Origin of the sequence: Acinetobacter sp. 1566109 (assembly GCF_000582255.1) — a bacterium.
GTDB lineage: Bacteria > Pseudomonadota > Gammaproteobacteria > Pseudomonadales > Moraxellaceae > Acinetobacter > Acinetobacter nosocomialis.
This window is the reverse complement of sequence record NZ_JEYB01000002.1, coordinates 80,979-104,571: the sequence shown is the minus strand read 5'-3', so window position 1 is coordinate 104,571 and position 23,593 is coordinate 80,979. Positions and strand designations below refer to the sequence as shown.

Sequence of the window (23,593 nt, the reverse complement as noted above, 5' to 3'; positions counted from 1 at the left end):
AAACACTAATTTCAATAATTAGTGTTCTGCCCATTCAACTGTAGAAAGATCGATACCTTCTTTGTACATATCCCAAAGCGGAGAAAGTTCACGTAATTTCTCAACAGCGGCTTTGGTAATTGTAAGCACGTGGTCAATATCTTCTTCAGTCGTGTATTTACCAAAACTAAAGCGAATTGAGCTGTGTGCTAGCTCATCAGATAAACCTAATGCGCGAAGAACATATGAAGGCTCTAAAGTTGCAGACGTACAAGCAGAACCACTTGATACAGCAGCATCTTTAAGCGACATCATTAAAGACTCACCTTCAACAAAGTTGAAGCTGACATTTAAATAATTAGCAACGTTTTGAGTCGGGTGACCGTTTAAGAACACTTGTTCAAGGTCTTGTAAACCGTTCCAAAGTTTGTCACGAAGTTTACGAATACGCTCTTGTTCAGCATGCATTGTTTTGCCTGCAATTTCAAAAGCTTCACCCATACCAACGATTTGGTGAGTTGCCAAAGTACCAGAACGCATACCGCGCTCATGACCACCACCATGAATTTGTGCTTTTAAGCGAACACGTGGGCTACGACGTACATATAATGCGCCGATACCTTTTGGACCATAAATTTTATGAGCAGAGAAACTCATAAGATCAATTTTCATAGTAGATAAGTCGATATCAACTTTACCAGCTGCTTGTGCTGCATCTACATGGAAAAATGTTTTGTTGGCACGTGTTAATTCACCAATCGCCGCTACATCTGTAACCGTACCAATTTCGTTGTTTACCATCATAAGAGAAACAAGAATAGTATCTGGGCGAAGGGCAGCTTTAACCATCTCAGGAGTAATTAAACCTGTTTGTGGCTCTGGCTCTAAGTAAGTAATTTCAAAACCTTGTTCTTCTAATTCACGACAAGGGTCTAGAACAGCTTTGTGTTCAATTTTACTTGTAATGATATGTTTGCCTTTAGATGCATAGAATTGAGCAACACCTTTAAGAGCAAGGTTATCTGACTCAGTTGCACCAGAAGTCCAAACAATTTCACGTGGGTCAGCTTTAATTAAATTTGCGACTTGCTCACGTGCATATTCAACTTTTTCTTCTGCCTGCCAGCCATAAGCATGGGAACGAGATGCAGCATTACCAAAGGTACCGTCGAAAGTTAAACACTCCATCATACGTTCTGCAACTTGCGGATCTACTGGAGTGGTTGCTGCGTAATCAAGATAAATTGGACGTTTCATATCAAATACCTGTACCCGATAAAAGAGCTGAATCTGTGCCAGTCACATTTTGGCGTAATGCAACAGTTTGAACGTTGTCTCGGCTAATGAGGTCGGCAAGAGTGATTTTAGCTAAATAGTCGGCAATATGATGAGAGAGTTCTTGCCATAAATCGTGAGTAAGACACATTGCACCATTTTGGCAGTTACCTTTATGGTCACAACGTGTTGCATCAACAGTTTCATTTACGGCTTCAATAATTTCTAACACAGTAATTTCATCAGCGTTTCGAGCCAAATGGTAACCACCATTTGCACCGCGAACACTAGAAACTAACCCATGACGCTTAAGTTTTGCGAACAACTGCTCTAAATAAGCAACTGAAATAGATTGACGTGCGGCAATTTCGGCGAGCGTGATCGTTTGTTCAGTTGGCTGCAAAGCTAAATCAAGTAGAGCAGTCACTGCGTAGCGACCGCGAGTTGTAAGGCGCATGATTCGATACACATGTTAAGACTAGATAATAGGATTTTATGAATCCCGACTAAAATAGTCAAGTTTTTTTATTTTTAATTCAAGTGCAGGATCAAGATAGAAAAAATAAGTTAAGCTACCCACAAATTATATATGAAATAAGCAATAAATATTAGGCTAATTATACCAAAGCACAAGTTAATGTTGCGTTGGCGCTGCTGTAAACGTGAAATTCGATTTTGATACTGCTTAATTTCGACATTCAAAGAATTTATCTCTGAACGCTGTTGATCAATTTTTTCAAGTAAGGGGGCAATTTTTTTACGTGAAGCAAGTGCTTCGGCTTCATCATCTGGAGTATTGAACCATTGCTTCCAGTCAGCTAGAAGCTTAGGTAAAGTGAGATGTGAAATTAAATCGATGAGTTCTTTTTTAGTTTCTGCATCTCCATCAATTCGCATATTGTTTAAACTACGTTGATTTGAAAAAGCAAAAATTTTGATAAGGTCGATGAGAGTACTATTAATTTCTAAGTCAATACGACGATCATAAGAATGAATATCAAATAACAAACCTTTTTCCGTAAATTGCACATAGAAGTTGAAAAATGGCAAGTAGCTATTAATACGGATTGTGATTTTATTTGCGATAAACTTTTTCGCCTGCAAGCGAAGAACACCATCGTGGGTGAGAATAAATGAGAAAAAAGTTTCTAAAATAATTAGAACAATGTTCAGCAACAGACGTGGGTGTTTTTGTCTTTGTTGCGTTTCACTCATAAAAGTTTATCCTTAAATATTAGAGATTAATTAAGAGAATGAGACATCCTATCTCAAACTTAACACATTGTCCTGTTAAATATATTTACATGACATGATTGTTTTGTAGAACAGTTTCATAAATGTATCAAGTCTTGACTTTGTTATTATAAGAATATTTTGTGGTTAAATAAGACTTCATCTGTCTCATCCGATCAGGAGCTTAGGTCAATGGATAATGCAAATATAGAAACACCATCAGAAGAGCAAGGAGATAAAAACAAATTAAAATCAAAAAGTTCTAGAAAGTCTGCATTGGATTTTAGAAAGTATACCAAGCAAATATGGTTAGCTGGTTTAGGTGCTTTCTCTCGTGCAGAAGAAGAAGGCAATAAACTATTTGACTCACTAGTCAAAGTAGGGGAAGAACTTGAGTCTAAAACTGGTGATTTAGCCGATACAACTGTTGGCAAAGTAACCGAAAAGGCGAAAGAGTCAGTGTCTGATACAAAAGACAAGGTCGAAAAAATTTTAGATACCAGTGTAAATCATTCTTTAAATCGAATTGGTTTAGTTACTCCGAAGGACTTACAGCACATTGAACAACTGTTAGTTCAATTGCATATAAAGGTTGATGCTCTTATTGAAGAAAATCAAAAATTGAAGGCAAAATTGAATGAAAAGTAAAAAAATGTAGGGATTTAGCAAATATATAACAGTTTTTTAGCATTTATTTTTGCTAAAAGCTCTGCTCTAGTATTGCGTTTTCCCCCAAAGCATTGCTATAAAGGCGTCATGGCCTTTTAAACTATAGCCTTGGACCTTAAACAAACGATATTAAGAGGATGTTTTATTCATGAATAAATCAGAATTAATCGATGCAATTGCTGAAAAAGGGGGAGTATCTAAGACTGATGCAGGCAAGGCACTCGATGCGACAATTGCGTCAATTACTGAAGCACTTAAAAAAGGTGACACAGTAACTTTAGTTGGTTTTGGTACTTTCAGTGTTAAAGAGCGTGCTGCACGTACTGGTCGTAACCCTAAAACTGGTGAAGAGCTTCAAATTAAAGCAACAAAAGTACCTAGCTTTAAAGCTGGTAAAGGTCTTAAAGATTCAGTTGCTTAATCTTTTAAGATGATTAAACGCGCCGATATAGGCGCGTTTTTTATTAAAAATCTGAATTGACCAATATTGCTCATTCATTCATTGTGGTTTTTCAGTTAAAATTCTCCTCGAAATAAAATATTGGAATACTTATGGAATCGTTTCGTACAGTCATTAAGGGTTGGCTCGGCAAAGTCCTTTTAATTTTGTTTTTGACCCCTTTAGCGCTTGTAGGTATTAATGGATATTTTAATAGGGGAAACAAGGCAGATGTCGCAAAAACTGTAAATGGACAGGACATATCAAAAAAAGACCTTGAAACTTTAACGCAAAGGTATAAAGAACAATATTTAGCTGCTGTAAAAGGTGATGAAAGTTTACTTAATTTACCGGTTATTCAAGCAAAAGCTCTCGATATATTGGTATCTCGTAATTTACTCATTCAGCAAGCTGAAAAATTGGGTATTTCTTTGAGCGATGCTCAAATCGAGCAAATGTTAGCTCAGCAGCCAAGTTTGCAAGAAAATGGTCAGTTTTCACAAAAATTATATGAAAATTATTTGCGTTCGATTGGTATGACAAGCCAAGCCTTAATTGCGAGCTTGCGTCAAGATCACGCTTTGAAAATGTTGACTTCAACTTTTTCTGATTATGCTTTAGTGAGTAAAGTTGATGTAATGCAAATTGCGAATTTGCAAACTGAACAGCGTACATTACATTTAGCTAGTATTAAGTTAGATACCTATAAAACGGGTTTAACAGCATCTAATCAAGAAGCGACTGACTACTACAATAAACATCAAAACGAGTTTAAACAGCCTGCTTCTGTTGATGTAGATTATGTTGTTTTATCTCCGTCCTTAATGGCGAAACCTGCACCAGCAACAGATGCGGAACTCAAACAAGCCTATGCTAAATTTGTAGAAACTCAGCAAAAAAATGCTAAACGTGTTGTGAAGCATATTCTTATTACCACAGATGCTCGTGATGATGCGGCAGCTCAAAAGCTTGCTAATGAGGTATATGCAAAAATTCAAGGCGGTCTTTCATTTGCTCAAGCAGCAGCTCAGTTCTCAGAAGATCCAACTTCAAAAACGAAAGGTGGTTTAGTAGAGGCGTATGCACCTGGTGTTTTCTCTGATGCATTTGATAAAACTGTTTCAAGTCTGAAAAATGGTCAAGTTTCGCAGCCAGTAAAAACACAATATGGTTACCATATTATTGAAGCAGAGACTCCAGCGAATCAAATTCCTTCGTTTGAAGCTGAGAAGGCGCGTTTAACTGCCGAAGTTGAAAAGAATAAGGTTGCTACTGTTTATTCAGATACAGTAAATAGTTTGAATGAAACAATTGTAGGTAATGATTCTCTAGATGCAGTTGTACAGCAAGTTAAAGGTACAAAAATTGAATCATTAAATGGTGTAACTTTAGCTACTCAAAATCCACAACTAAGCGATCCAAACGTAAAAATTAAATTGTTTAATGATGATGTGAAAAATGGCGATCGTAACGCTTCATCAAATATTCAATTAGCGAATGGTGATACTGTTTGGGTTAAGGTGCGTGATTATCATGCTGCTGGCGTTAAACCACTTGCTCAAGCAATGAACGAAGCAAAAGCTAAAGTAATTGATGAGAAAGCACGCAAAGCAGCTCAAGCAAAAATTGCTACCATGTTGACTGAATTCAAAACTCAGCCAGCTGAACAAGTCGTTGCGAAAAATAAAGTATCTTTTGAATCTGCAGGTGTATTTACTCGTTCACAAGGTTTAAAACGTGCAATTGAGCGTGCAGCATTTAGTGTTCCTGCACCGAAACCTGGTATGTGGTCTGTTACAACAGCGAACTTACCTAATGAATTGGTTGTCGTTGCCGTTTCTAATGTAAATTCAGCTGCGGTAAATGCTATGCCAGCGGATCAGTTAAAGCAATTACAACAGCTTTATCGTCAATCTCGTGGTCAGCAAATACTCGAAGATTACAGCGAATACTTAAAGTCACACGCTAAAATCAAATAAAACTTATGTAATAAAAAAAGCGCTTCGGCGCTTTTTTTATTACTGATCTCTACTACCTATATAATTTTGTCTATATTGTTTAGGCGATAAATCAAATACTCTTTTAAATGCCTGACTAAATGCTGTTTCTGACGAATAGCCCACTTTATTTGAAATTTGTTGAATTGATAAATTACTTGTACGCAGATATTGGCTTGCTAAACGAAAGCGATAATGCTGTAAATAAGTGAGAGGAGGTTCCCCAATAATACTATTAAAAAGATTGGCAAACTTAGAACGTGACATGCAGCATTGTTCAGCTAATGATTCAACAGTCCAGCTTGCTTCAGGTTGGCTATGAATTGCAGATAGAGCATTACTTAACTCGGGATGAGTTAATGCTCCTAACCAGTTTTGTTGATCAGACATTTGTTGAATATGATCTCGAATACATTCAATTAAAAGAATACTAACTAAGTGATCAATAATTTTGTCATGACCAGGTTGGATTTTTTGTGTTTCGACCGCTAGAAAATAAAGCCCTATTTGCAACCATTCAGGTGGAGTTGTTTGGTTTTCATGTTGAATATGCATAATAGAGGGTAATGCATTAATAAGTGGCCCAGCCATATACGTATCAACTTGACAGCGTAGGCAGAGCAATAATGTATTTTCAGATGCTGATGAACCTAGTTCAATTGGATCGTGACGATGCCCATTAAATAACGGAGTAATATCGACAGGATCTACAAGTTTACTCGCAGTAGCTTTTGAGTCTGTAGCATGGTGAGCTTTTCCAGAGGGTATTAAAATAATATCTCCAGCTTTTGCAATTATTTTTTCGACAGTATTTATTTGAATATATACAGAACCCGTTAAAACGATATAAGCAAGTAAAGCAGATTGATCTTGTGTTTTAAAGGCCCATTCACCTTGTGCTTTTATATAGATATATTCAGACTTATTTAAGTGGATATCATCAAAAAATTTACTTAGTGCATCCATATTTATGTGATCAATCATTATTTTAATAAAATTATAGTGAGCTATAAGAATAGATCAACATGTGTTTTTAGGACAAAAAAGTGGAAGAAAATGCCAAAGACTTTGAAATAGGTTTTTTGGACAGTTACAACTGTTAAGCAAATGGTATTTCTTTAACTATATAGATATATAGAAAAAGGAAATATGACTATGAATGCACCAGTAAATGTTCAGCAAGAACTTATGCCAGTGCCAGCGTCTATGCGTGAGATAGATCGTAAGCGCTATTTATGGATGATTAGTCCGGCTCTACCTGTAATTGGTTTAGGTATTTTAGCTGGTTACCATTTTGGTCCACGCCCATTAAAGAAAGTATTTGCTTTAGGTGGCCCACTTTTATTACACGTTGTGATTCCTGCAATTGATACGATCATTGGTAAAGATGCACGTAATCCAACCGATGAAGAAATTAAACTTCTTGAGAAAGATCCATATTATTCTCGTTTAGTGAAAAGCTTTATTCCATTGCAATATGCGGCAAATGTTTATGCATGTTATTTAACAAGCCGTAAAGATACTTCATTTATTGACAAAATTTTGCTTGGTATTTCCATGGGTGCCATTAATGGTATTGCAATTAATACAGCCCATGAACTAAGCCATAAACATGATCGTATCGACCATATTTTATCTCATCTTGCTTTAGTACCTACTGGTTATAACCATTTCCGTATTGAGCATCCATATGGCCATCATAAGCGTGCAGCTACGCCTGAAGATCCCGCATCTTCACGTATGGGTGAAACATTCTATGAATTTTGGCCACGTACAGTTATTGGTTCTTTTAAATCAGCAATTGAAATTGAAAAAAATCGTTTAAAACGTAAAGGTAAAGAGTTTTGGTCACTCGATAACGAATTACTGCAAGGCTGGGGTATGAGTGCTGCTTTCCATGCTTCTATGGTAGAAATTTTTGGTAAAGGTACGATTCCTTATTTAGCAACACAAGCATTTTACGGGATTAGTCTCTTCGAAATTATTAACTATATTGAACATTATGGCTTATTGCGCCAGAAAAAAGAAAATGGTCAATATGAACGTACAATGCCAGAGCATAGCTGGAATAATAACAATGTAGTGACCAACTTATTCTTATATCAGTTACAGCGTCACTCAGATCATCATGCTTATCCAACTCGTCCATTCCAAGCATTACGTCATTTTGATGAAGCACCCGAGCTACCAAGTGGTTATGCAAGTATGTTGCTACCAGCATTAATTCCTTCATTATGGTTTAAAATGATGGATAAGCGCGTATTTGATCACTACAAAGGTGATTTAAATAAAGCGAATATTTCACCAAAACGTCGTGCAAAAATCTTCAAAAAATTTGGTGTAGTCGATAAGTCATTAGAAACTACACAAGCTGAATAAATAAAAAATATATTCCTGAAATACCGAACCCTCTACTCATGTGATTAGAGGGTTTTATTTTACCCATAAGTTATAATGCTAAGAAGCAAGGAGGTTAAACCTCCTTGCAATATTTTTATTTTAGTTCGCTTGAAGATTTTCCAAGCTCACGTCGAGCAATAATAAGTTGCTGGATTTGTTGAGTACCTTCAAAAATATCAAGAATTTTTGAATCACGTGCCCACTTTTGAAGTAGTTCATCTTCGTTATAGCCAACACTTGCTGCTAATTCGACACACTTCAAAGTGATTTCGTTGCCTACACGACCTGCTTTTGCTTTAGCGATGGAAGCTTCTTTGGAGTTTGGTTTTTTGTTGTCTGCCATCCAGGTGGCTTTCAGCATAAGTAACCGTGCAGCTTCCCATTCGGCTTCCATGCGATAAATTTGTGCGGCAAGGTTGGAAGTTTGCAAATATGGAGTCGAGTAATTGGGATCTAATTGGTCTTTAAAAATTTCTTTAATACGTTCTAAAGAAGCTTTGGCACAGCCAATTGCCATTGCGGCAACTAATGGTCGTGTATTGTCAAAGGTTTCCATTACACCGGCAAAACCTTTTGCAACATCAATTTCAGGATTACCAAGCAAGTTTTCAGCCGGAACACGACAGTCAGTAAAACTAATAACGGCTGTATCTGAAGCTTTGATGCCTAACTTATGTTCAAGTCGTTCAACTTTCATTCCGGGAGTACCTTTAGGCACTACAAATGATTTGATGGCTGCACGTCCAAGTTTTCGGTCAAGTGTAGCCCATACAACCACCGAGTCCGCACGTTCACCAGAAGTTACGAAAATCTTTTCACCATTTAAAATATAGTCATTGCCATCTTTAGTTGCCGTAGTACGGATCGCAGCAGAGTCAGAACCACAGCCTGGTTCAGTAATCGCCATAGCTGCCCATGTTCCTTTAAAACGTTCTAGTTGCTCATCATTTGCGACCGCGGCAATTGCAGAGTTTCCTAAACCTTGACGTGGCATACTGAGTAATAGCCCAGTATCGCCATAGCACATTTCAATGATGCCTAACGCTGTTGACATGTTAGTTCCGTTACGGATACCTTCATTATCAGATTCACCACGTTTTCCAGCACCGGCAGCACCAGCATTGATACCTTCACCACCTTCATTCATACCATCAATGAGTGAAGCAAGCATATCCAGCTCTTTCGGATAAGCATGTTCTGCTTTATCGTATTTACGGGAAATAGGGCGTAATACATTGATCGCAACATCATGTGCCTGATCAATCATCATTTTGAATTTTTTTGGATTTTGTAAATTCATGAAAATATCCTCTGATTGACCTTAAGCATGTAAGCCAGAATGTAAAATTGCGGTTGCGCGTAAATCACGATACCAACGTTCAACAGGGTGTTCTTTTGTAAACCCATGTCCACCTAAAATTTGTACGCCATCTGTTCCTATTTTCATGGATTTTTCTGCGCAAAGAAGACGAGCTAAATATGCTTCACGATGGAAAGGTTTACCTGCTTCGGCAAGACTTGCGGCATTTAAAATCAGCATGCGCATAGCATCAATTTCAATTGCCATATCTGCAATCATGAATGCGACACTTTGACGATGTGAAATTGGTTCTCCGAAAGCAGTTCGTTCATTGGCATATTTAATACAATATGCTTTTACAGCTTCACAGGTTCCTACAGCCATTGCACACCACATTAAGTTGCCTAAATCTAAAAAGGCGGTGTAATCAAAATCTGTTGTGCCTAATCGTAGAGCAGGTGTATGGCTGAATTTTAAAGTAGCTGTCTCTGTTGCTTTGAGACCCATAGCAGGGGTACTTTTAATGGAAATGGTATCGCCCGCTTGTACTACAAACACATCCGGCTTACCATTAAAATCTGCACTCACCAAGAACACATCAGCTAAATCACCTAAAATGACTAAGGTTTTTTCACCTTCTATAAAATATTGATTATTTTCAAGAGAAGCTTTTGTTTTTAAGATATATGGGTTAAATGCCGGAGTAGCTTCTTGTACAGCGAAAGTGGCGGTAATGTCTGAGTCTTCTGCAAAGCAAGGTAAATACATTGACTGAACTTCAGTAGAACCCCAACGTGTAATAGCATTAATAACGCTAAACGTACTTAAAAGTCCTGCTGTAAGACTAAAATCACCTTCAGCTAGTTTTTCAGCAATCAATAGATTACTTACAATATTTTGTTCAGCGGCGACACCACCTAGTGCTTCTGGAAGAGCATAATAATTTAGTCCTAAATCTTCTACATATTGCCAAAGGCTTTCTGGAAATTGACCTGCCTGATCAGCATCATGAGCTAATCCTAATAAAACTTCTTGAGCAAATTGAGACATTGCATCAGAAGTCATTTGTTGTTCTTCAGTGAGGCTTAAGTCAAATAGGTTTTTCTTCTGTTGAGGTAGACGCTGTTGGGGGATTTGCTTAGGTTTAAATGCTTTCTGAGTCTGACTTAATGCTCTAAATCCAGCTTTTGAACCCTGATAAAGAGACTTTTCAAGAAATTTACGTAGTTTGAGTTGATCAAGTACATCGCTTCCAGCTAATTTCGTGATCAGCGATAAACCCAACCCTTGGGCTTTATTGATCATATTTGTCATGATTGTGGTGTCCTAACACATTGTTATTGTTTTATGCTGACACGCTGTATAAGAAAAAACTATGTCGTTGCTGACATTCAAAAAATGAGCAGATAAATGGTAAAAGCAAAATAAGTTTTAATACATATTATTGATTTTATAAAAGAAAAAATTTTTTTTAAAAGAACTATTTTGTTTGGATTGACTAGAATGACACTGAATCATTCTAGTCTTAATAATATTAAGCAAAGTTACGAATCATACGTCGTACATTTGTTTTGGCATCAATCACAGTCATAAATGTATATGCGCCAATAAACTTACGGCTAATAAACATAAATTCTTTTGGAGGAACCGAGAAATATCGAGACGCCATTGATTTGCTTGCTTGCTGCATAACACGACTATGTAACTGGCTCTTTTTCCAGTCATAACGTTCATGTTCATCCATTAGGCCCACTGGCATATCTGGATTATTTGCAGGGGTACTGAATGCTTCTGTCGCAAGTAAAAAGACATCAGCCATACCAGGTTTAATACTTTCAGGCATTGCATCAAAGAACTCATATCCAGTCATAGCTTGGACCATTGCATCTTTATCGTGCTGATAACCCGCTTGTATAAGATTACGCGCGACTGAGAGTAAATGTTCATCGAACTGACGGATCGCACCAAAGTCTAGTAGTACGATTTTATCCTGAATATCTTGGCCATTACCTAAACGAACAAGGTAGTTACCAAAGTTAGGGTCAGTTTGCATTTCGCCCCATTCAAAAATTTCACGAACTGCAATTTCTAGTGAAGCTTCACCGAGCTGATTGCGACGTTCTTGAGGAAGTGAGAGCATGACTGGACTATTAATAGGTACGCCACGTTCAAAGGTCATACATAAGACCTGATCGGTACAATATTCATCTACAATCGTAGGGACAATGTAGCGTTCATCATCCTTTAAACGCTCAGCAAAGCGACGTGTTGTGGCTGCCTCTACGTGATAATTGACTTCACGATGCATCATTTCACGTACTTCATCAAACCACTGATCAAACTCACGTGTTTGAGGGACCATGCGTGTAAGCTTAAGCATGTTTTTAAATAGGCTCATATCGGAGTCAATTGCACTCGCAACACCAGGGTATTGAATTTTTAAAACTAATTCTAAACCGTCTGATTTACGTGTTGCGCGATGAACTTGTGCCAGAGAGGCTGTACCGATAGGCTCATGATCAATTGTTAGATCATTTAATTTAGAACCTAATTGTTCTTGCAAATGAGGTTTAATTGCTGGCCAGTCTAAAGCAACAGTTTGGTTATTTAAGGTATTTAAAGCTTGAGTAATTTCTTCTGGTAAAAAATGTTCACCATAAAGCGCCATCATTTGGCCAATCTTGACAATAGAACCTTTAAGTTTGCCAATTTCAGAGACAAGATAATTAGCTTGTTCGCTCATTGCCTTTTTACGTTTCTTCTCTTTTTCTTCTTCACTAGAAAAGAGGGAAGAGGCACTTGCAGTAGCCCAACGTGTTCCTGCCAGTAAAGAAGCTTTCGCGATTGATAAGCGTCGATCCATGGAAGAAGTTTTTAAACTCTTAAGCTTATCGTTCTGATTTGACATGAAAATAGAATCCTATGCGCATCATGCAGCCAAACGCTGGTGATCTAAAATTGTAACGAATATTACATGTTTTGAACGTATTAAAATAGTTCCCTCAGACTGAATGGTGAGTTGAAAGTCTCATTTGGGATTTTAATTTTCTAAAAATAGCCTAAGCATTAATAAGAAAATCAAAATATCCGCCATTCAGAAAAAATAAACTACTATAAAACGCCGTATCAGATACTAACCTGCAAATTACATTTTAAACTGAATTTTCAATTCAGCCTTTTGCATTAAGTGCATACGATTAGCTTGAATATGCTGAATAACCATTTGCTTGACGGAATCATGCATAAAACCAAGGGCATGAGCCTTTACAATAACGATGCTAGGCAGTGTATAGAAAAAGTACTTAACATCATCAAAAGTCGCATTATTAAAAATGCCTTGTTCGATTAAGGTCTGCTGTAAAAATTGCTTTTCATTTAATACATGATCTGAAGCCTCATCCCAAAAACGGTGACGCATTGCCATCAGATTATTGTGTTTGTAACTCATAAATTCGCCAGTTCAGACTTTAAATCTCAACTAAATATATTGTAGTCATCTACCCAATATCAAGTTTAGATTGTTTTTTGTTCGGTGTTCGTTTGATTTTTCATGTAAAGGATGTAAATAGCCTAAGTAAATTTTAAACTTTTTTTAAAATAAATATAATCAAGCTCATTTCATTAAAATCTAAAATCCTATGACACCTGCATGTAGACTGTTAAAAAGTAATAAGATCGAATTTTCTGTTCATGAATATGAACATGATACAAACGCCAAAAGTTTTGGCTTAGAAGCCGCAGAAAAATTAAACCTTGATGTAAATGAGGTGTTTAAAACACTACTTGTTACCGATGAGAAAAATTATTTTGTTGCGGTTATACCAGTTAATCATCAACTCAATTTGAAAAAGGTAGCTACGGCAGTTGGGTGTAAAAAATTGCAGATGGCAAATCCTAAAGATGCCGAACGTTTAACAGGGTACTTAGTGGGTGGAATTAGTCCATTAGGTCAAAAGAAACGCTTAAAGACAGTGATTGATGCCTCTGCACAAGATTTAAGCAAAATTTATGTAAGTGGTGGTAAAAGAGGATTAGATATTGGTTTAAATCCTAAAGACTTGGCACACATATTAACGGCGCAATTTGCAGATGTACTTGATTGATTAAAAAAAGGGCATAGCAAGTTGACACACTAAATGAAAATGATTATCATTATTATATATTGTTTGGTTCTACCAGAAAATAACAAAAATTATATGAGTTTCTGGTATTGGTAGACCTGCAAGACATAATAAAAAATGCAGGTTTGTTAGCAGTAAATGGACCTAAGAAAAACAAACATGATCAGCGCATAAAAAGAAGAAGCAAAGGTAGCAAGCGAGGAAGGCTTGCTACCTTTGTACTTAAACTCAGTTTCAGAATTATCTATATTGTTCAACCTTTTTGAGCATTTAACTCTTCTCAGTAACAGATTTCTTATATTTATGATTAAAAAATAACCACTAATGTTTCATTTATTATCATCCTGCCTTTTTAAGCAATTTTTTGTATACCCTGAATAAAACATGATCAAAAAAAGAGGTAAAAACGTGCTTATTTTTCATGGAAAACCTGTTCATGGAGCTATCTTTGATATGGATGGGACAATGTTTGATACTGAACGGTTACGGTTTCAAACATTGCAACAGGCATCTCAAGAACTCATTGGACAGGAGTTTTCACAAGAATATTTAATGCAATGTTTGGGGTTAAGCGCGACAACGGCGGAAAAGCTTGCACAACGTTTATACGGAGTAGATGTTCCATATAAGGAAATTCGAAAACGTGCCGATGAGATGGAACTAGAACATATTCGAAAACACGGTGTGCCTATTAAAAAAGGTTTGGTTCAAGTTCTAGAGCGTTTAAGAAAATCGGGTCTAAGAATGGCTGTGGCTACATCAAGCCGTAGAGCAATTGCCGAAGAATATTTGATTAATGCGAATGTTTATAAATTTTTTGATGTCATTACTTGTGGAGATGAAGTAGAACAAGGGAAGCCACATCCAGAAATTTTTCTCAAAGCGGCTAGTCAACTTCATTTAGACGCCAACCAATGTTTAATGTTTGAAGATTCAGAAAATGGTTTAACCTCGGCTCACACCTCAAAAGGTTTAACAATTTTATTAAAAGATATTAAAGAACCTAATGATGAAATGCTGGAAAAAGCGCATTTTTATTATGACCAGATGTATGATTTTTTAACTGACCTCGACCAATTTATTCCTGTTATGGATATGCCAGAGATACAGGAACCTTTTCCGCAAAGTCTGAATCAGCTTACTGTTGGAATACATGGTTTCGGTGCTATTGGCGGTGGTTATATAGCGCAGATCTTGTCACATTGGGATGGATACACAAAGCCAAAGAGAATCATTGCGTCAACAAGAAATAGTCTTTTCCGCGAAGCTGTAAATGCGTTTGGAACCTATAGTATTCGCTATGGACAATTTTCTTACGATGAACGTATTGAGAATATGACCATTGTTGACTCTGACAATAAACAACAAATGTTAGAGATGTACACTCATTCAAGCTTGATTGCATTATGTTTGCCTGAGCAAGCAATTGAAACTGAAGCACAGATAATCGCAAAAGGGTTATATGCACGTTTTAATTCACAACTTGAAACATGTATAGAACCCTTAACCTTTCTAATTATTTTAAATAAGGTGGGTGCGAAATATTTGGTGATGAAGCATCTTAAAGAAGCTCTACTCGAGTTAACTAACGATGAAGATGTTACCGAGCATATTTTAAAAGAGCATTATTTTTGCGATACCGTAGTTAATCGTATGGTTTCAAAACTTTCTAATCAGAATTTATATCGTCAACTTCGTATTAAGCATAATTTTCTTGAACAGCATTTAGAAGATGTTGAACAAGAAGACCAAATCGAAATTGAAGACTGTAATAAACTGACTCAAGATCAGCAAAATCAGGCTTCTATCTATGTTGATAATATGCGCCGTAATTTTCAGCCGGGACATATCTTACAAAGCATGGATTTAATCTTGTTCCATAGTGAAACAGATATGCCAATTTATGTAGAGAAAGGCAGCCCTTTACTTGAAAAGTTGCGTCAGGTGGTGTTGGTTGACCAAATTACTGACATTCAACTCATTAAAAACCGTTTATGGAATGGTATACATGCGATGCTTGCTTGGTATGCATCTTTAATGGGTTATGAATCTATTGGTGTTGCCATGAGTGATCATTCAGTTAAAGCATTTGCAGAGAATTTAATTGCAGAAGTGAAGCAGGGACTTGCAATTGTATTACCTAACTATGCAAAAGATCTGGATCGAATGTCACAAAGTTTTCTAGACTCATGTGAATATGCATTTAAAGATCCTTGTCAACGCGTAGCTAGAGATCCACTACGCAAACTCCATCACAATGAACGTGTTATGGCATCAATTGCAGTGAATATTCGTCATGATTTACCTTATAAAAATTTATTAAAAGGTGCTGCTTTAGGTTATGCCTATGCGATTCAATTTTTAGAAATTGAAGAGACTAAAGCAGTTGAACATCTGCAACAGCAAATTCAGAACTTAGAATTGAATACAAATCAAAGAAGACAGCTTGAAGTTGAGTTGGTTCAACTTATTCAATATTTATTTTCTGAACAAGGTAAACAACCTTTGGACATTAAGTTGAACAATGCCAAAACTACACTCACTTAATATGTTTAAATGTGCTTAATGAATTAACCTCAACAATTGAAAGGCAAACATGTTTTAATACGAAATTTGTATGATTTTGAATTAAAACTGTGCTGTTAAAACCCTCCACACTCATGGTGCCGACGTCTATGCGGGATTATCCCGAATGGTACCTTGGGCGTCAAAATTACGCTTTATGGTATCTAGAAATTAATGATCAGAAATTAGTTCATTATCTGGATCAATTGCGTGCGCATTTTTCAGAATTTCTAGTAGAGCCTAATCACCGTCAATATCATGTCACGCTGTTTATATGCGGTTTCTTGACTCATGAAACTAAAGTTCACTGTGATGATTTTAGTTTGACTGAGTTTAAGCAGCATAAGAAAGTTCTAATACAAGAAAATTTTGCTCCATTTCAATTAAAAATTGGTTCGGTTGATAGTTTTAGTAGTGCTTTATTTGTAGAAATTCAGGATAAAGAAAATATCTTATCGTTCATACGTCAAAAATTAGGCTCAATTTCTAATGAAATTGCCGCTTTAGATTACTATCCGCACATTACATTGGGTTTGTATAAAAAAGACTATAGTAGTGATTTGATTTTACAAAAAATTTCTCAATTACCTGTACAATACGATCAGGCTGAATTTGATCTTAAAGTTGAGCATTTAACCTTTGGTTATTATGAGGCTCAAATTTTACAAGGGCAGCTGTATCCGTATCAGCATTTGTTTTTAGGTGAGCTATGTTGCAATTGATTTTAGGTGGTGCTCGTTCTGGTAAAAGCCGACTGGCTGAACAAACGGCCATATCTATGCAATTAGCTGTCACTTATGTGGCGACGGCGCAAGCACTTGACTCTGAAATGCAAAGCCGGATTGCCCATCATCAAAATCATCGTCCTGCTCACTGGTCTTTGGTTGAAGAACCATTATTTTTAACAAAAACTCTGCAAGAAATTGATAGACCTAACCAAATTATTCTGGTGGATTGTTTAACACTTTGGCTAACCAATTTGTTACTTTTAGAAGATAAAAACGTTCAACAATTTGAGTGTGAACAGCTGTTAAAAGTTTTACCCACACTCCAGTCAGAAATCATTTTAGTAAGTAATGAAACGGGTTTAGGCGTTGTGCCACTCGGTGAAATAAGCCGCCGTTTTGTCGACGAAGCAGGAAGGCTACATCAAGCCTTAGGGCAAATTGCAGATAAGGTTGTGTTTTGTGTGGCGGGTTTTCCAATGATTTTAAAAGGTGAGAAATAAAAATGAACTGGTGGTTAGAATCTGTACAGAAACCTAATCTGGACGCAAAACAACAAGCTGAGCAACATCAACTCCAACTTACCAAACCTACAGGTGCCTTAGGTGATTTAGAGCAGATTGCAATTACACTTGCCAGTTTACAGTCAAATGCACATCCACAAGTTAACCATCCATGGATTACAATTTTTGCAGGTGATCATGGTGTAGTTGAAGAAAATATCTCTGCATATCCCCAAGCTGTTACCCGTCAAATGCTGCAAAATTTCACAACTGGCGGTGCGGCAATTAGTGTTATTGCTAAATATCATCAAGCCCATTTACAAGTCATTGACTGTGGCACAGTAGGTGAACCGTACCAATATGCAGGTGTTGAACGTCACTGTATTCGTGCCGGCACAGCAAATTTTGCCAAACAAGCTGCAATGAATGCTGATGAGTGCCGTGCTGCCTTAGAGTTAGGGAAAAAAAGTGTAGATACTGCTAAAGCGAATGGTGCAGATATTTATATTGCGGGTGAAATGGGTATTGGAAATACCTGTTCAGCTTCTGCGTTAGCCTGTCTTTTACTAAATGATACGGCTGAGCAATTAACGGGAGTTGGTACAGGAATTGGTGCCGATCAGTTAAGACATAAAATTGAAGTAATTGAAAAGGCAATTGAACTTCACCATAAACATGTCATTGGTGATGTCTTTAAAACACTATGTGCTGTAGGTGGTTTGGAAATTGCGGCAATTACAGGTGCTTATATTCGCTGTGCGCAAGTGGGTTTACCTGTGATTGTGGATGGTTTTATTAGTTCTGTAGCCGCTTTATGTGCAGTGCGAATGAACCCTAAAGTACGTGGCTGGATGTTATTTGGTCATCAATCGGCTGAATATGGACACCTACGTATTTTACAAGAACTTAATGCTGACCCGATTTTAAAGATGAACTTGCGTTTAGGCGAAGGTAGTGGGGCTGGTACTGCCTTGGCATTAGTTAACATGGCATGTGTCTTACATAACCAAATGGCTACTTTTGCTCAAGCTGCTGTAAGCGGGGATAAAATTGGGTAAATTTAGGATCGATTTGCTCAGACATGGTGAAAGTCAGTATAGCCATACTTTACGTGGGCATTTAGATGATGAGTTAACAGCAAAAGGTTGGCAGCAAATGCAGTCAACCATTGAGCAAGTCACAGACCAGACATGGGATGTTATTGTAAGTTCCTCATTAAAACGATGTGCTTGTTTTGCTGAGGAACTTTCCAAAACAGCAGAACTCCCTTTACTTATAAATCATGACTTAAAAGAAATGTATTTTGGGGAGTGGGAAGGTATCTCAACTCAGCAAATTTATGAAACTTCACCTGAATTACTTGCAAACTTTTGGCAAAAACCAAGTCAATATTGTCCACCTCGCGCTGAAACATTAAACCAGTTTCAAAAAAGGATTCTGAAAGGCTTGCAGGATTTGCTTACGCATATGCAAAAACATAATTTACAGCATGCGTTAGTTGTTACTCATGGGGGGGTGATTAAGCTATTGGCTTGTTTAGCCGAGCAGCAACCTTTAGATGACTTACTTAAAATGTCGGCAGAGCTTGGGAAATTATATTCTTTTGAATTTTCTGAAGCAGATGGTCAATTAACTTTTATGTTGAGATAGATGAATTTTATATTTTTATACACTTGTAAGTTATTATTTTTATAAAGATATTTTAAACTATGTAATAGAACTGTCATTACTAAAAATTAAGCTATTGGCATTTATTAATTAATTACTTATTTGGCTTATGAATATTTTATTTAAAACTAGTGTGCTTGCAGCCTCATTATTGCTCGTGGCTTGTAATAATAATGATGATCAAGAAGTTCAAACTCCACCATCTACAAATTCATCAAAATATTATCAAACCAAAACACCTTATCAACCACAGCAAGATCTAAAAAATTATGAGCAAGCTCCAAATGGGTTCCAGCCAGTTTTTACAGAATTGGTTGCGCGACACGGTTCGAGAGGACTATCAAGTCTTAAATATGATTTAGCACTTTATAATTTATGGAAACAGGCGAAAACAGAAAATGCTTTAACGCCTTTGGGTGAGCAATTAGGTGCTGACTTGGAAGCCATGATGAAAGCCAATATTTTATTGGGCTATGGGGTTGAAGGTATTCGCCAATACGGTTATGGAAATGAAACCATGACCGGTATTTTAGAACACCGCGGGATTGCCGATCGCCTATTACAGCGCTTGCCAACACTTGTAAACTCTCAAGCATCTATATTGGTACAAAGTTCTGGGGTAGATCGTGCGGTGGATAGTGCTAAATTCTTCACTGCTGAACTGATAAAACAACAGCCTCAGCTGAAAGATAAAATTGTTCCTGTGTCTTATACCAATTTATCGAGTTCAAGTGTTCCTAGTCTTGTAGACGGGGGTGTTGATCGTTTTAAACTTTATTTTCATAGTCTAAATGCGACTGAAGATTTAACTCAACCACTTAGTGCTAGCCAACAAAAAATTTATGATGCGAGTCAGGCCTATCAAGATTTCGAAGCAAACAATAAAGATTTAGCCCAAAAGTTGAGTGAGTTATCCAAGAATACTCAAGCAGAAAAAATTGCCCAGTCCGTACTCACTCCGATTTTTAAAGCAGACTTTATTAAAAAACTTGGTACGACAGGTTATAGTTTTAGCAATAATGGTTCTTTTACAGTAACTTCACCAAAAGGTGAGCAAATTACAGAAAAAGGTAAGGGTAAAAATACCATTGCTAGTGCAGTAGATGCTGCGGCTTATGTTTATGAGCTTTATTCAATTTCTGGTGGTATGAAAGATGAGTTAAAAGGTGTTGATTTTGATAAATATATGCCTTTGGAAGCCGCAAAATTTTATGCTGAGTTTAATGATGCCAATGATTTTTATGAAAAAGGTCCAAGTTTCACAGAGTCGAACCAAGTTACAAGTGAAATTGCTCAAGGACTCAAACAAGATTTATTCCAACAAGTTGATGCTGTTGTAAATAAAGCTCAACCATATAAAGCAGTTTTACGTTTTGCCCATGCTGAAATTATTATTCCTCTGGCAACTAGCTTGGATTTGCATAATATGATGCAGCCTTTACCACTACGCCAGACTTATAACTATTCAACAAGTACATGGCGTGGTGAAGTAGTTTCACCTATGGCAGCCAACATACAGTGGGATGTTTATCAAAATAGTCAAGGCTCGACTTTAGTGAAGATGCTTTATAACGAAAAAGAGACTTTATTTAAATCTGCGTGTAACTATGCGCGTTACACACCAACTAGTTTTTACTACGACTACATCAAATTAAAGCAGTGCTATCAAATACAGTAGTTTTTCACAGTTTTTGAAGTGTTTAATGGGAATAGGGATTGCTATTCCCATTTTTATTTCCTCATAATTCAGTTTGTTTTTATATATAGATCAGTTAGAGAGTGGGATATGGCACCTTTTTGGATTGCATTGCAATTTTTAACTGTTCTACCTATTGAGTTAAAGACTACACCAACGGCGCAACAAAATGGTCGGGCTATTTTGTTTTATCCACTGGTTGGGCTGATTATTGGTGGCATACTTTTTCTTGTTGCCTGTCTTTTAGCCAAATTACCCGTTGTTTTACTTGCCGCAATTATACTTACTTTATGGATTTGGCTGACTGGGGGATTGCATCTAGATGGACTGGCCGACACAGCTGACGCTTGGGTAGGTGGCTTTGGGGATAAACAACGTACTTTACAAATCATGAAAGATCCGAGCTGCGGCCCAATTGGAGTGCTGAGCTTAGTTATCATTTGTTTGCTCAAGTTTGCTTTGGTCTTTGTATTGATTGAACAATATCAAACGCTATTCTTAGTATTTGTTCCTGCACTTGGACGTGTGGTGCCATCTATTTTGTTTTTAACTACACCATATGTTCGCGAAAAAGGCTTAGGTCGTTCTTTGACAGACCATTTGCCTAAAACTGTTTCATGGATAGTAGCTGCATTAATTTTACTGTTACCTTTGTATTGGGAATGGCAAGGACTGATAGCTGTAATTGGTTTTTTAATAAGCCTGATTTATTTAAGATATCTGTTTATAAAACGAATTGATGGCATTACGGGAGATACCGTGGGCGCTACAATTGAAATTAGTGAAACCGTTCTGCTTTTTACTTTTGTCTTAAGTTGTTTTTATTTATAGTTAAATTAATCGTTTGTGGCCAGCTGTGACCACAAACTTAAATTTACTTAATTACCAAAATGATAGCGTAGACCTATTAAATATGTACGTGGAGCTGCCGGTGTATAGCTCACTTCATTATTACTAAAAGAAGTGCTTTCAGCATAATGTGTATCTGCCACATTTAAAATCTGACCATATATTTCATAGGCCTTTTTACGATAGTTTGCACGCAGGTTGAGTACCGTATGACCATCATATTTTTGAGTATTGGCGTCATTAATCCAATATGAACCTACATATACACCTTCTGCTGAAAGTAATAATTCGGGGATTGGCTTAATTTGATATTCAAGCGTACCAAAAGTTTTTGGTGCGCTCGGCATATCATTTCCACTGTAATCAATAGTAGCTGACGGCTGGAATTGTTCATAATGATGACGAGCCCAGCTACCAGAAATTTTCAATTTTTGGTCAAGCTGATCGGAAATTTGCCAAGTTCCACCGACTTCAATACCTTCATGAAGAGTTTTACCTGCATTACGTGGTTCACGGGTATTATCGGGTTTAGTATAACTAATGACTTCATCTTCGCCATTTAAACGATAAAGCGTAATTTCACCATCCAATCGGTTATTGAATGTTTTAAAACGGATACCTGCATCAATATTGGTAAAAGTTGCTTCAGTTAAATTCGGCGTAACTAAATTTGCGCCGTAAAGGCTACTGACCTCTGGTGGAACAAAGCCTTGTGACCAGTTTGTATAGAAGTCGATTTGAGGAGTAATATTCCAAATTGCTCCTAATTTTGGACTAGCCTTATGAAAATTTCTTGTTTCATCTGGAGCGCCAGTAACATTAGAAGGAGTTAAATTATTTTGATAGTCATAACGAATCCAGTCATAACGTGTGCCGCCGACTAAGTTTAAGTTAGGCAAAGCTTGCCAATTCACTTGAGCATAGATCGCTTCATTATCAACGTCGACATCAAAATCACGTAAAAGCTTTCGCTGTTTAAAACTCGTATAAATACGTGTAACAGGATCTCGAAAAACTTCAATATCATTAGTTCTGCCCTGAGTCGGTGAGTGCTCAGCCATACTACCCACGACTAACTTGAATTGGCCTAAAGTTGCTGAGTGTTGTAGGTTGACTCCATAGGACTGAAAACTATTATAAGTGGTTTGCCCGCTGTAAGTTCCTGTTGCAACTCCATCTTTCTTGTCAGTTTTTATGTTATAGCTTGGATTTTGCTCGGTTGTATTATCCCGATAATATAAAGTGATTTGACTTTGCTGTTGATCATTCCAGTCATGACTTAGTTGGGAGGATATACGTGTTGCATCTACTTCCCGGTAAGTAAATGTCTGATAGCTATAGCCAGGCCGTTGACTATAATCTTCAGAATTTAAGCTACCCGTCATATCTGCATATAAGTGGTTATAGGTAAATATATTTTTCAGTTTAGTTGAATCAGAAATTTGCCAGTCATGACGTACTGTAATGCTTTGTTTATCCGCTTCGGCATGATCTTGCCAGCTATCACCACGATCACTGGCATAGGCAGAAACTCTTAACCCATGGGTGCCAGTACGAGTATCAAAGGTATCAGAAGCTCCCACGTCAACACGGCGATAACCTTCACTACTTGCGCTCAGATCAATATCTGCTGTTGGTGTGGCACTCGGCGCCTTGGTTAAAAAGTTGAGGGTTCCGCCAATTGCATTACTTCCATAAACACTACTTGCTGGTCCACGTAAAATTTCAATATTGTCTACACCCGCCATATTCATCTCATACAGGGCATTATGGTTAAACACACCTACAGGTCGAATTGAAAGGCCATCTTCTAGATATTGATAAACAGCAGCAGTAGTCATGGGTTGGCGTATAGACATCATGTGCTGTTCATTACCAAGATCATTCATCAAGACTCCTGGTGTTTGGTTTACAAGTTGTCCAATAAAAGTGGCATGTTTATTTTCTATTTGCTCACTATTGATTTGGCTAATTGCAGCTGGAGTTTTATTCAGTATTTCACCTTCGCGACTTGCCGTGACCACAATCGTTGCTAAGGTTTTTGTGTCATTGTTTGCTGGTGTTAAGTCTTCAGCAAAAACTAGAGAGCTAGTTGAAGCAGATAAGCATGCTGCGCTTAAAACAGATAAGCGAAATTTGAGGGATGACATAGAATGACCCTATAAAAAGCAATA

General features: G+C 37.1%; 21 protein-coding genes. 12 read left to right on the top strand and 9 right to left on the bottom strand.

Translation table 11 applies throughout. The features are described from left to right. Positions 1–18: 18 nt before the first annotated feature. The 3 genes from J582_RS06760 to J582_RS06750 all read right to left on the bottom strand — a co-directional run bounded on the left by J582_RS06760 (position 19) and on the right by J582_RS06750 (position 2,469). The gene (locus J582_RS06760) at positions 19–1,236 is read right to left on the bottom strand and encodes an IscS subfamily cysteine desulfurase (protein ID WP_002050229.1); all 1,218 of its coding nucleotides are present in this window, start codon (positions 1,234–1,236) and stop codon (positions 19–21) included. A 1-nt stretch (position 1,237) separates the two neighbouring features. Continuing rightward, positions 1,238–1,711: an Rrf2 family transcriptional regulator gene (locus J582_RS06755; RefSeq protein WP_002050146.1), complete on the bottom strand. Its 474-nt coding sequence runs from the start codon at positions 1,709–1,711 to the stop codon at positions 1,238–1,240. Between the two features lie 110 nt (positions 1,712–1,821). After that, positions 1,822–2,469, bottom strand: coding sequence for a hypothetical protein (locus J582_RS06750; protein WP_002050024.1), 648 nt, complete (start codon positions 2,467–2,469; stop codon positions 1,822–1,824). A 210-nt stretch (positions 2,470–2,679) separates the two neighbouring features. Between J582_RS06750 and J582_RS06745 the strand changes: the two genes are divergently transcribed. The 3 genes from J582_RS06745 to J582_RS06735 all read left to right on the top strand — a co-directional run bounded on the left by J582_RS06745 (position 2,680) and on the right by J582_RS06735 (position 5,574). Next, positions 2,680–3,135 (top strand): phasin family protein, encoded by a 456-nt coding sequence (locus tag J582_RS06745; protein WP_032047559.1) that lies wholly within the window; start codon positions 2,680–2,682, stop codon positions 3,133–3,135. A 169-nt stretch (positions 3,136–3,304) separates the two neighbouring features. After that, entirely contained in the window at positions 3,305–3,577 is a 273-nt protein-coding gene (locus tag J582_RS06740) for an HU family DNA-binding protein (RefSeq protein ID WP_001043034.1), read from the top strand. A 131-nt stretch (positions 3,578–3,708) separates the two neighbouring features. Then, positions 3,709–5,574 (top strand): SurA N-terminal domain-containing protein, encoded by a 1,866-nt coding sequence (locus J582_RS06735; RefSeq protein ID WP_004709041.1) that lies wholly within the window; start codon positions 3,709–3,711, stop codon positions 5,572–5,574. A 39-nt stretch (positions 5,575–5,613) separates the two neighbouring features. Here the strand turns inward: J582_RS06735 and J582_RS06730 are convergent, their stop codons facing one another. Next, a complete protein-coding gene (locus J582_RS06730) occupies positions 5,614–6,558 on the bottom strand; it encodes an AraC family transcriptional regulator (protein WP_032047558.1) in 945 nt (314 codons plus the stop codon). 189 nt (positions 6,559–6,747) lie between these two features. Between J582_RS06730 and J582_RS06725 the strand changes: the two genes are divergently transcribed. Beyond that, a complete protein-coding gene (locus tag J582_RS06725; protein WP_032047557.1) occupies positions 6,748–7,971 on the top strand; it encodes an alkane 1-monooxygenase in 1,224 nt (407 codons plus the stop codon). A gap of 115 nt (positions 7,972–8,086) precedes the next feature. On the opposite strand, the gene J582_RS06720 is transcribed toward J582_RS06725, so the two are convergent. The 4 genes from J582_RS06720 to J582_RS06705 form a co-directional block, all read right to left on the bottom strand. Continuing rightward, complete coding sequence (locus tag J582_RS06720; protein WP_032047556.1) at positions 8,087–9,292, bottom strand: acyl-CoA dehydrogenase family protein; 1,206 nt, start codon at positions 9,290–9,292, stop codon at positions 8,087–8,089. Between the two features lie 21 nt (positions 9,293–9,313). Then, a complete protein-coding gene (locus J582_RS06715) occupies positions 9,314–10,597 on the bottom strand; it encodes an acyl-CoA dehydrogenase family protein (RefSeq protein ID WP_171073036.1) in 1,284 nt (427 codons plus the stop codon). A gap of 229 nt (positions 10,598–10,826) precedes the next feature. Further along, entirely contained in the window at positions 10,827–12,200 is a 1,374-nt protein-coding gene (locus J582_RS06710) for an ABC1 kinase family protein (protein ID WP_002047354.1), read from the bottom strand. 237 nt (positions 12,201–12,437) lie between these two features. Continuing rightward, the gene (locus tag J582_RS06705) at positions 12,438–12,740 is read right to left on the bottom strand and encodes a hypothetical protein (protein WP_004709029.1); all 303 of its coding nucleotides are present in this window, start codon (positions 12,738–12,740) and stop codon (positions 12,438–12,440) included. Between the two features lie 190 nt (positions 12,741–12,930). Here J582_RS06705 and ybaK point away from each other — a divergent pair, with 190 nt between their 5' ends. From ybaK to J582_RS06670, 8 genes are all read left to right on the top strand, one after another. Then, positions 12,931–13,395, top strand: a complete 465-nt coding sequence (gene ybaK, locus J582_RS06700; RefSeq protein WP_032047554.1) for a Cys-tRNA(Pro) deacylase — start codon at positions 12,931–12,933, stop codon at positions 13,393–13,395. Positions 13,396–13,821: 426 nt separating this feature from the next. Then, positions 13,822–15,960, top strand: a complete 2,139-nt coding sequence (gene mtlD / locus J582_RS06695; protein ID WP_032047553.1) for a bifunctional mannitol-1-phosphate dehydrogenase/phosphatase — start codon at positions 13,822–13,824, stop codon at positions 15,958–15,960. Positions 15,961–16,073: 113 nt separating this feature from the next. Next, entirely contained in the window at positions 16,074–16,700 is a 627-nt protein-coding gene (locus J582_RS0104355; protein WP_032047552.1) for a 2'-5' RNA ligase family protein, read from the top strand. Beyond that, positions 16,688–17,206: a bifunctional adenosylcobinamide kinase/adenosylcobinamide-phosphate guanylyltransferase gene (cobU, locus tag J582_RS06690; RefSeq protein ID WP_032047551.1), complete on the top strand. Its 519-nt coding sequence runs from the start codon at positions 16,688–16,690 to the stop codon at positions 17,204–17,206. Before J582_RS0104355 ends, cobU begins: the two co-directional genes overlap by 13 nt. 2 nt (positions 17,207–17,208) lie before the next feature. Continuing rightward, on the top strand, positions 17,209–18,264 hold the full coding sequence (gene cobT, locus J582_RS06685; protein WP_032047550.1) for a nicotinate-nucleotide--dimethylbenzimidazole phosphoribosyltransferase: 1,056 nt from the start codon (positions 17,209–17,211) through the stop codon (positions 18,262–18,264). After that, positions 18,257–18,856 (top strand): histidine phosphatase family protein, encoded by a 600-nt coding sequence (locus J582_RS06680; RefSeq protein WP_032047549.1) that lies wholly within the window; start codon positions 18,257–18,259, stop codon positions 18,854–18,856. Before cobT ends, J582_RS06680 begins: the two co-directional genes overlap by 8 nt. A 127-nt stretch (positions 18,857–18,983) precedes the next feature. Then, a complete protein-coding gene (locus tag J582_RS06675; protein WP_017392824.1) occupies positions 18,984–20,552 on the top strand; it encodes a histidine-type phosphatase in 1,569 nt (522 codons plus the stop codon). A gap of 108 nt (positions 20,553–20,660) precedes the next feature. Further along, entirely contained in the window at positions 20,661–21,401 is a 741-nt protein-coding gene (locus tag J582_RS06670; RefSeq protein ID WP_032047548.1) for an adenosylcobinamide-GDP ribazoletransferase, read from the top strand. A 47-nt stretch (positions 21,402–21,448) separates the two neighbouring features. On the opposite strand, the gene J582_RS06665 is transcribed toward J582_RS06670, so the two are convergent. Further along, positions 21,449–23,569: a TonB-dependent receptor gene (locus tag J582_RS06665; RefSeq protein WP_032047547.1), complete on the bottom strand. Its 2,121-nt coding sequence runs from the start codon at positions 23,567–23,569 to the stop codon at positions 21,449–21,451. Positions 23,570–23,593 lie beyond the last annotated feature (24 nt).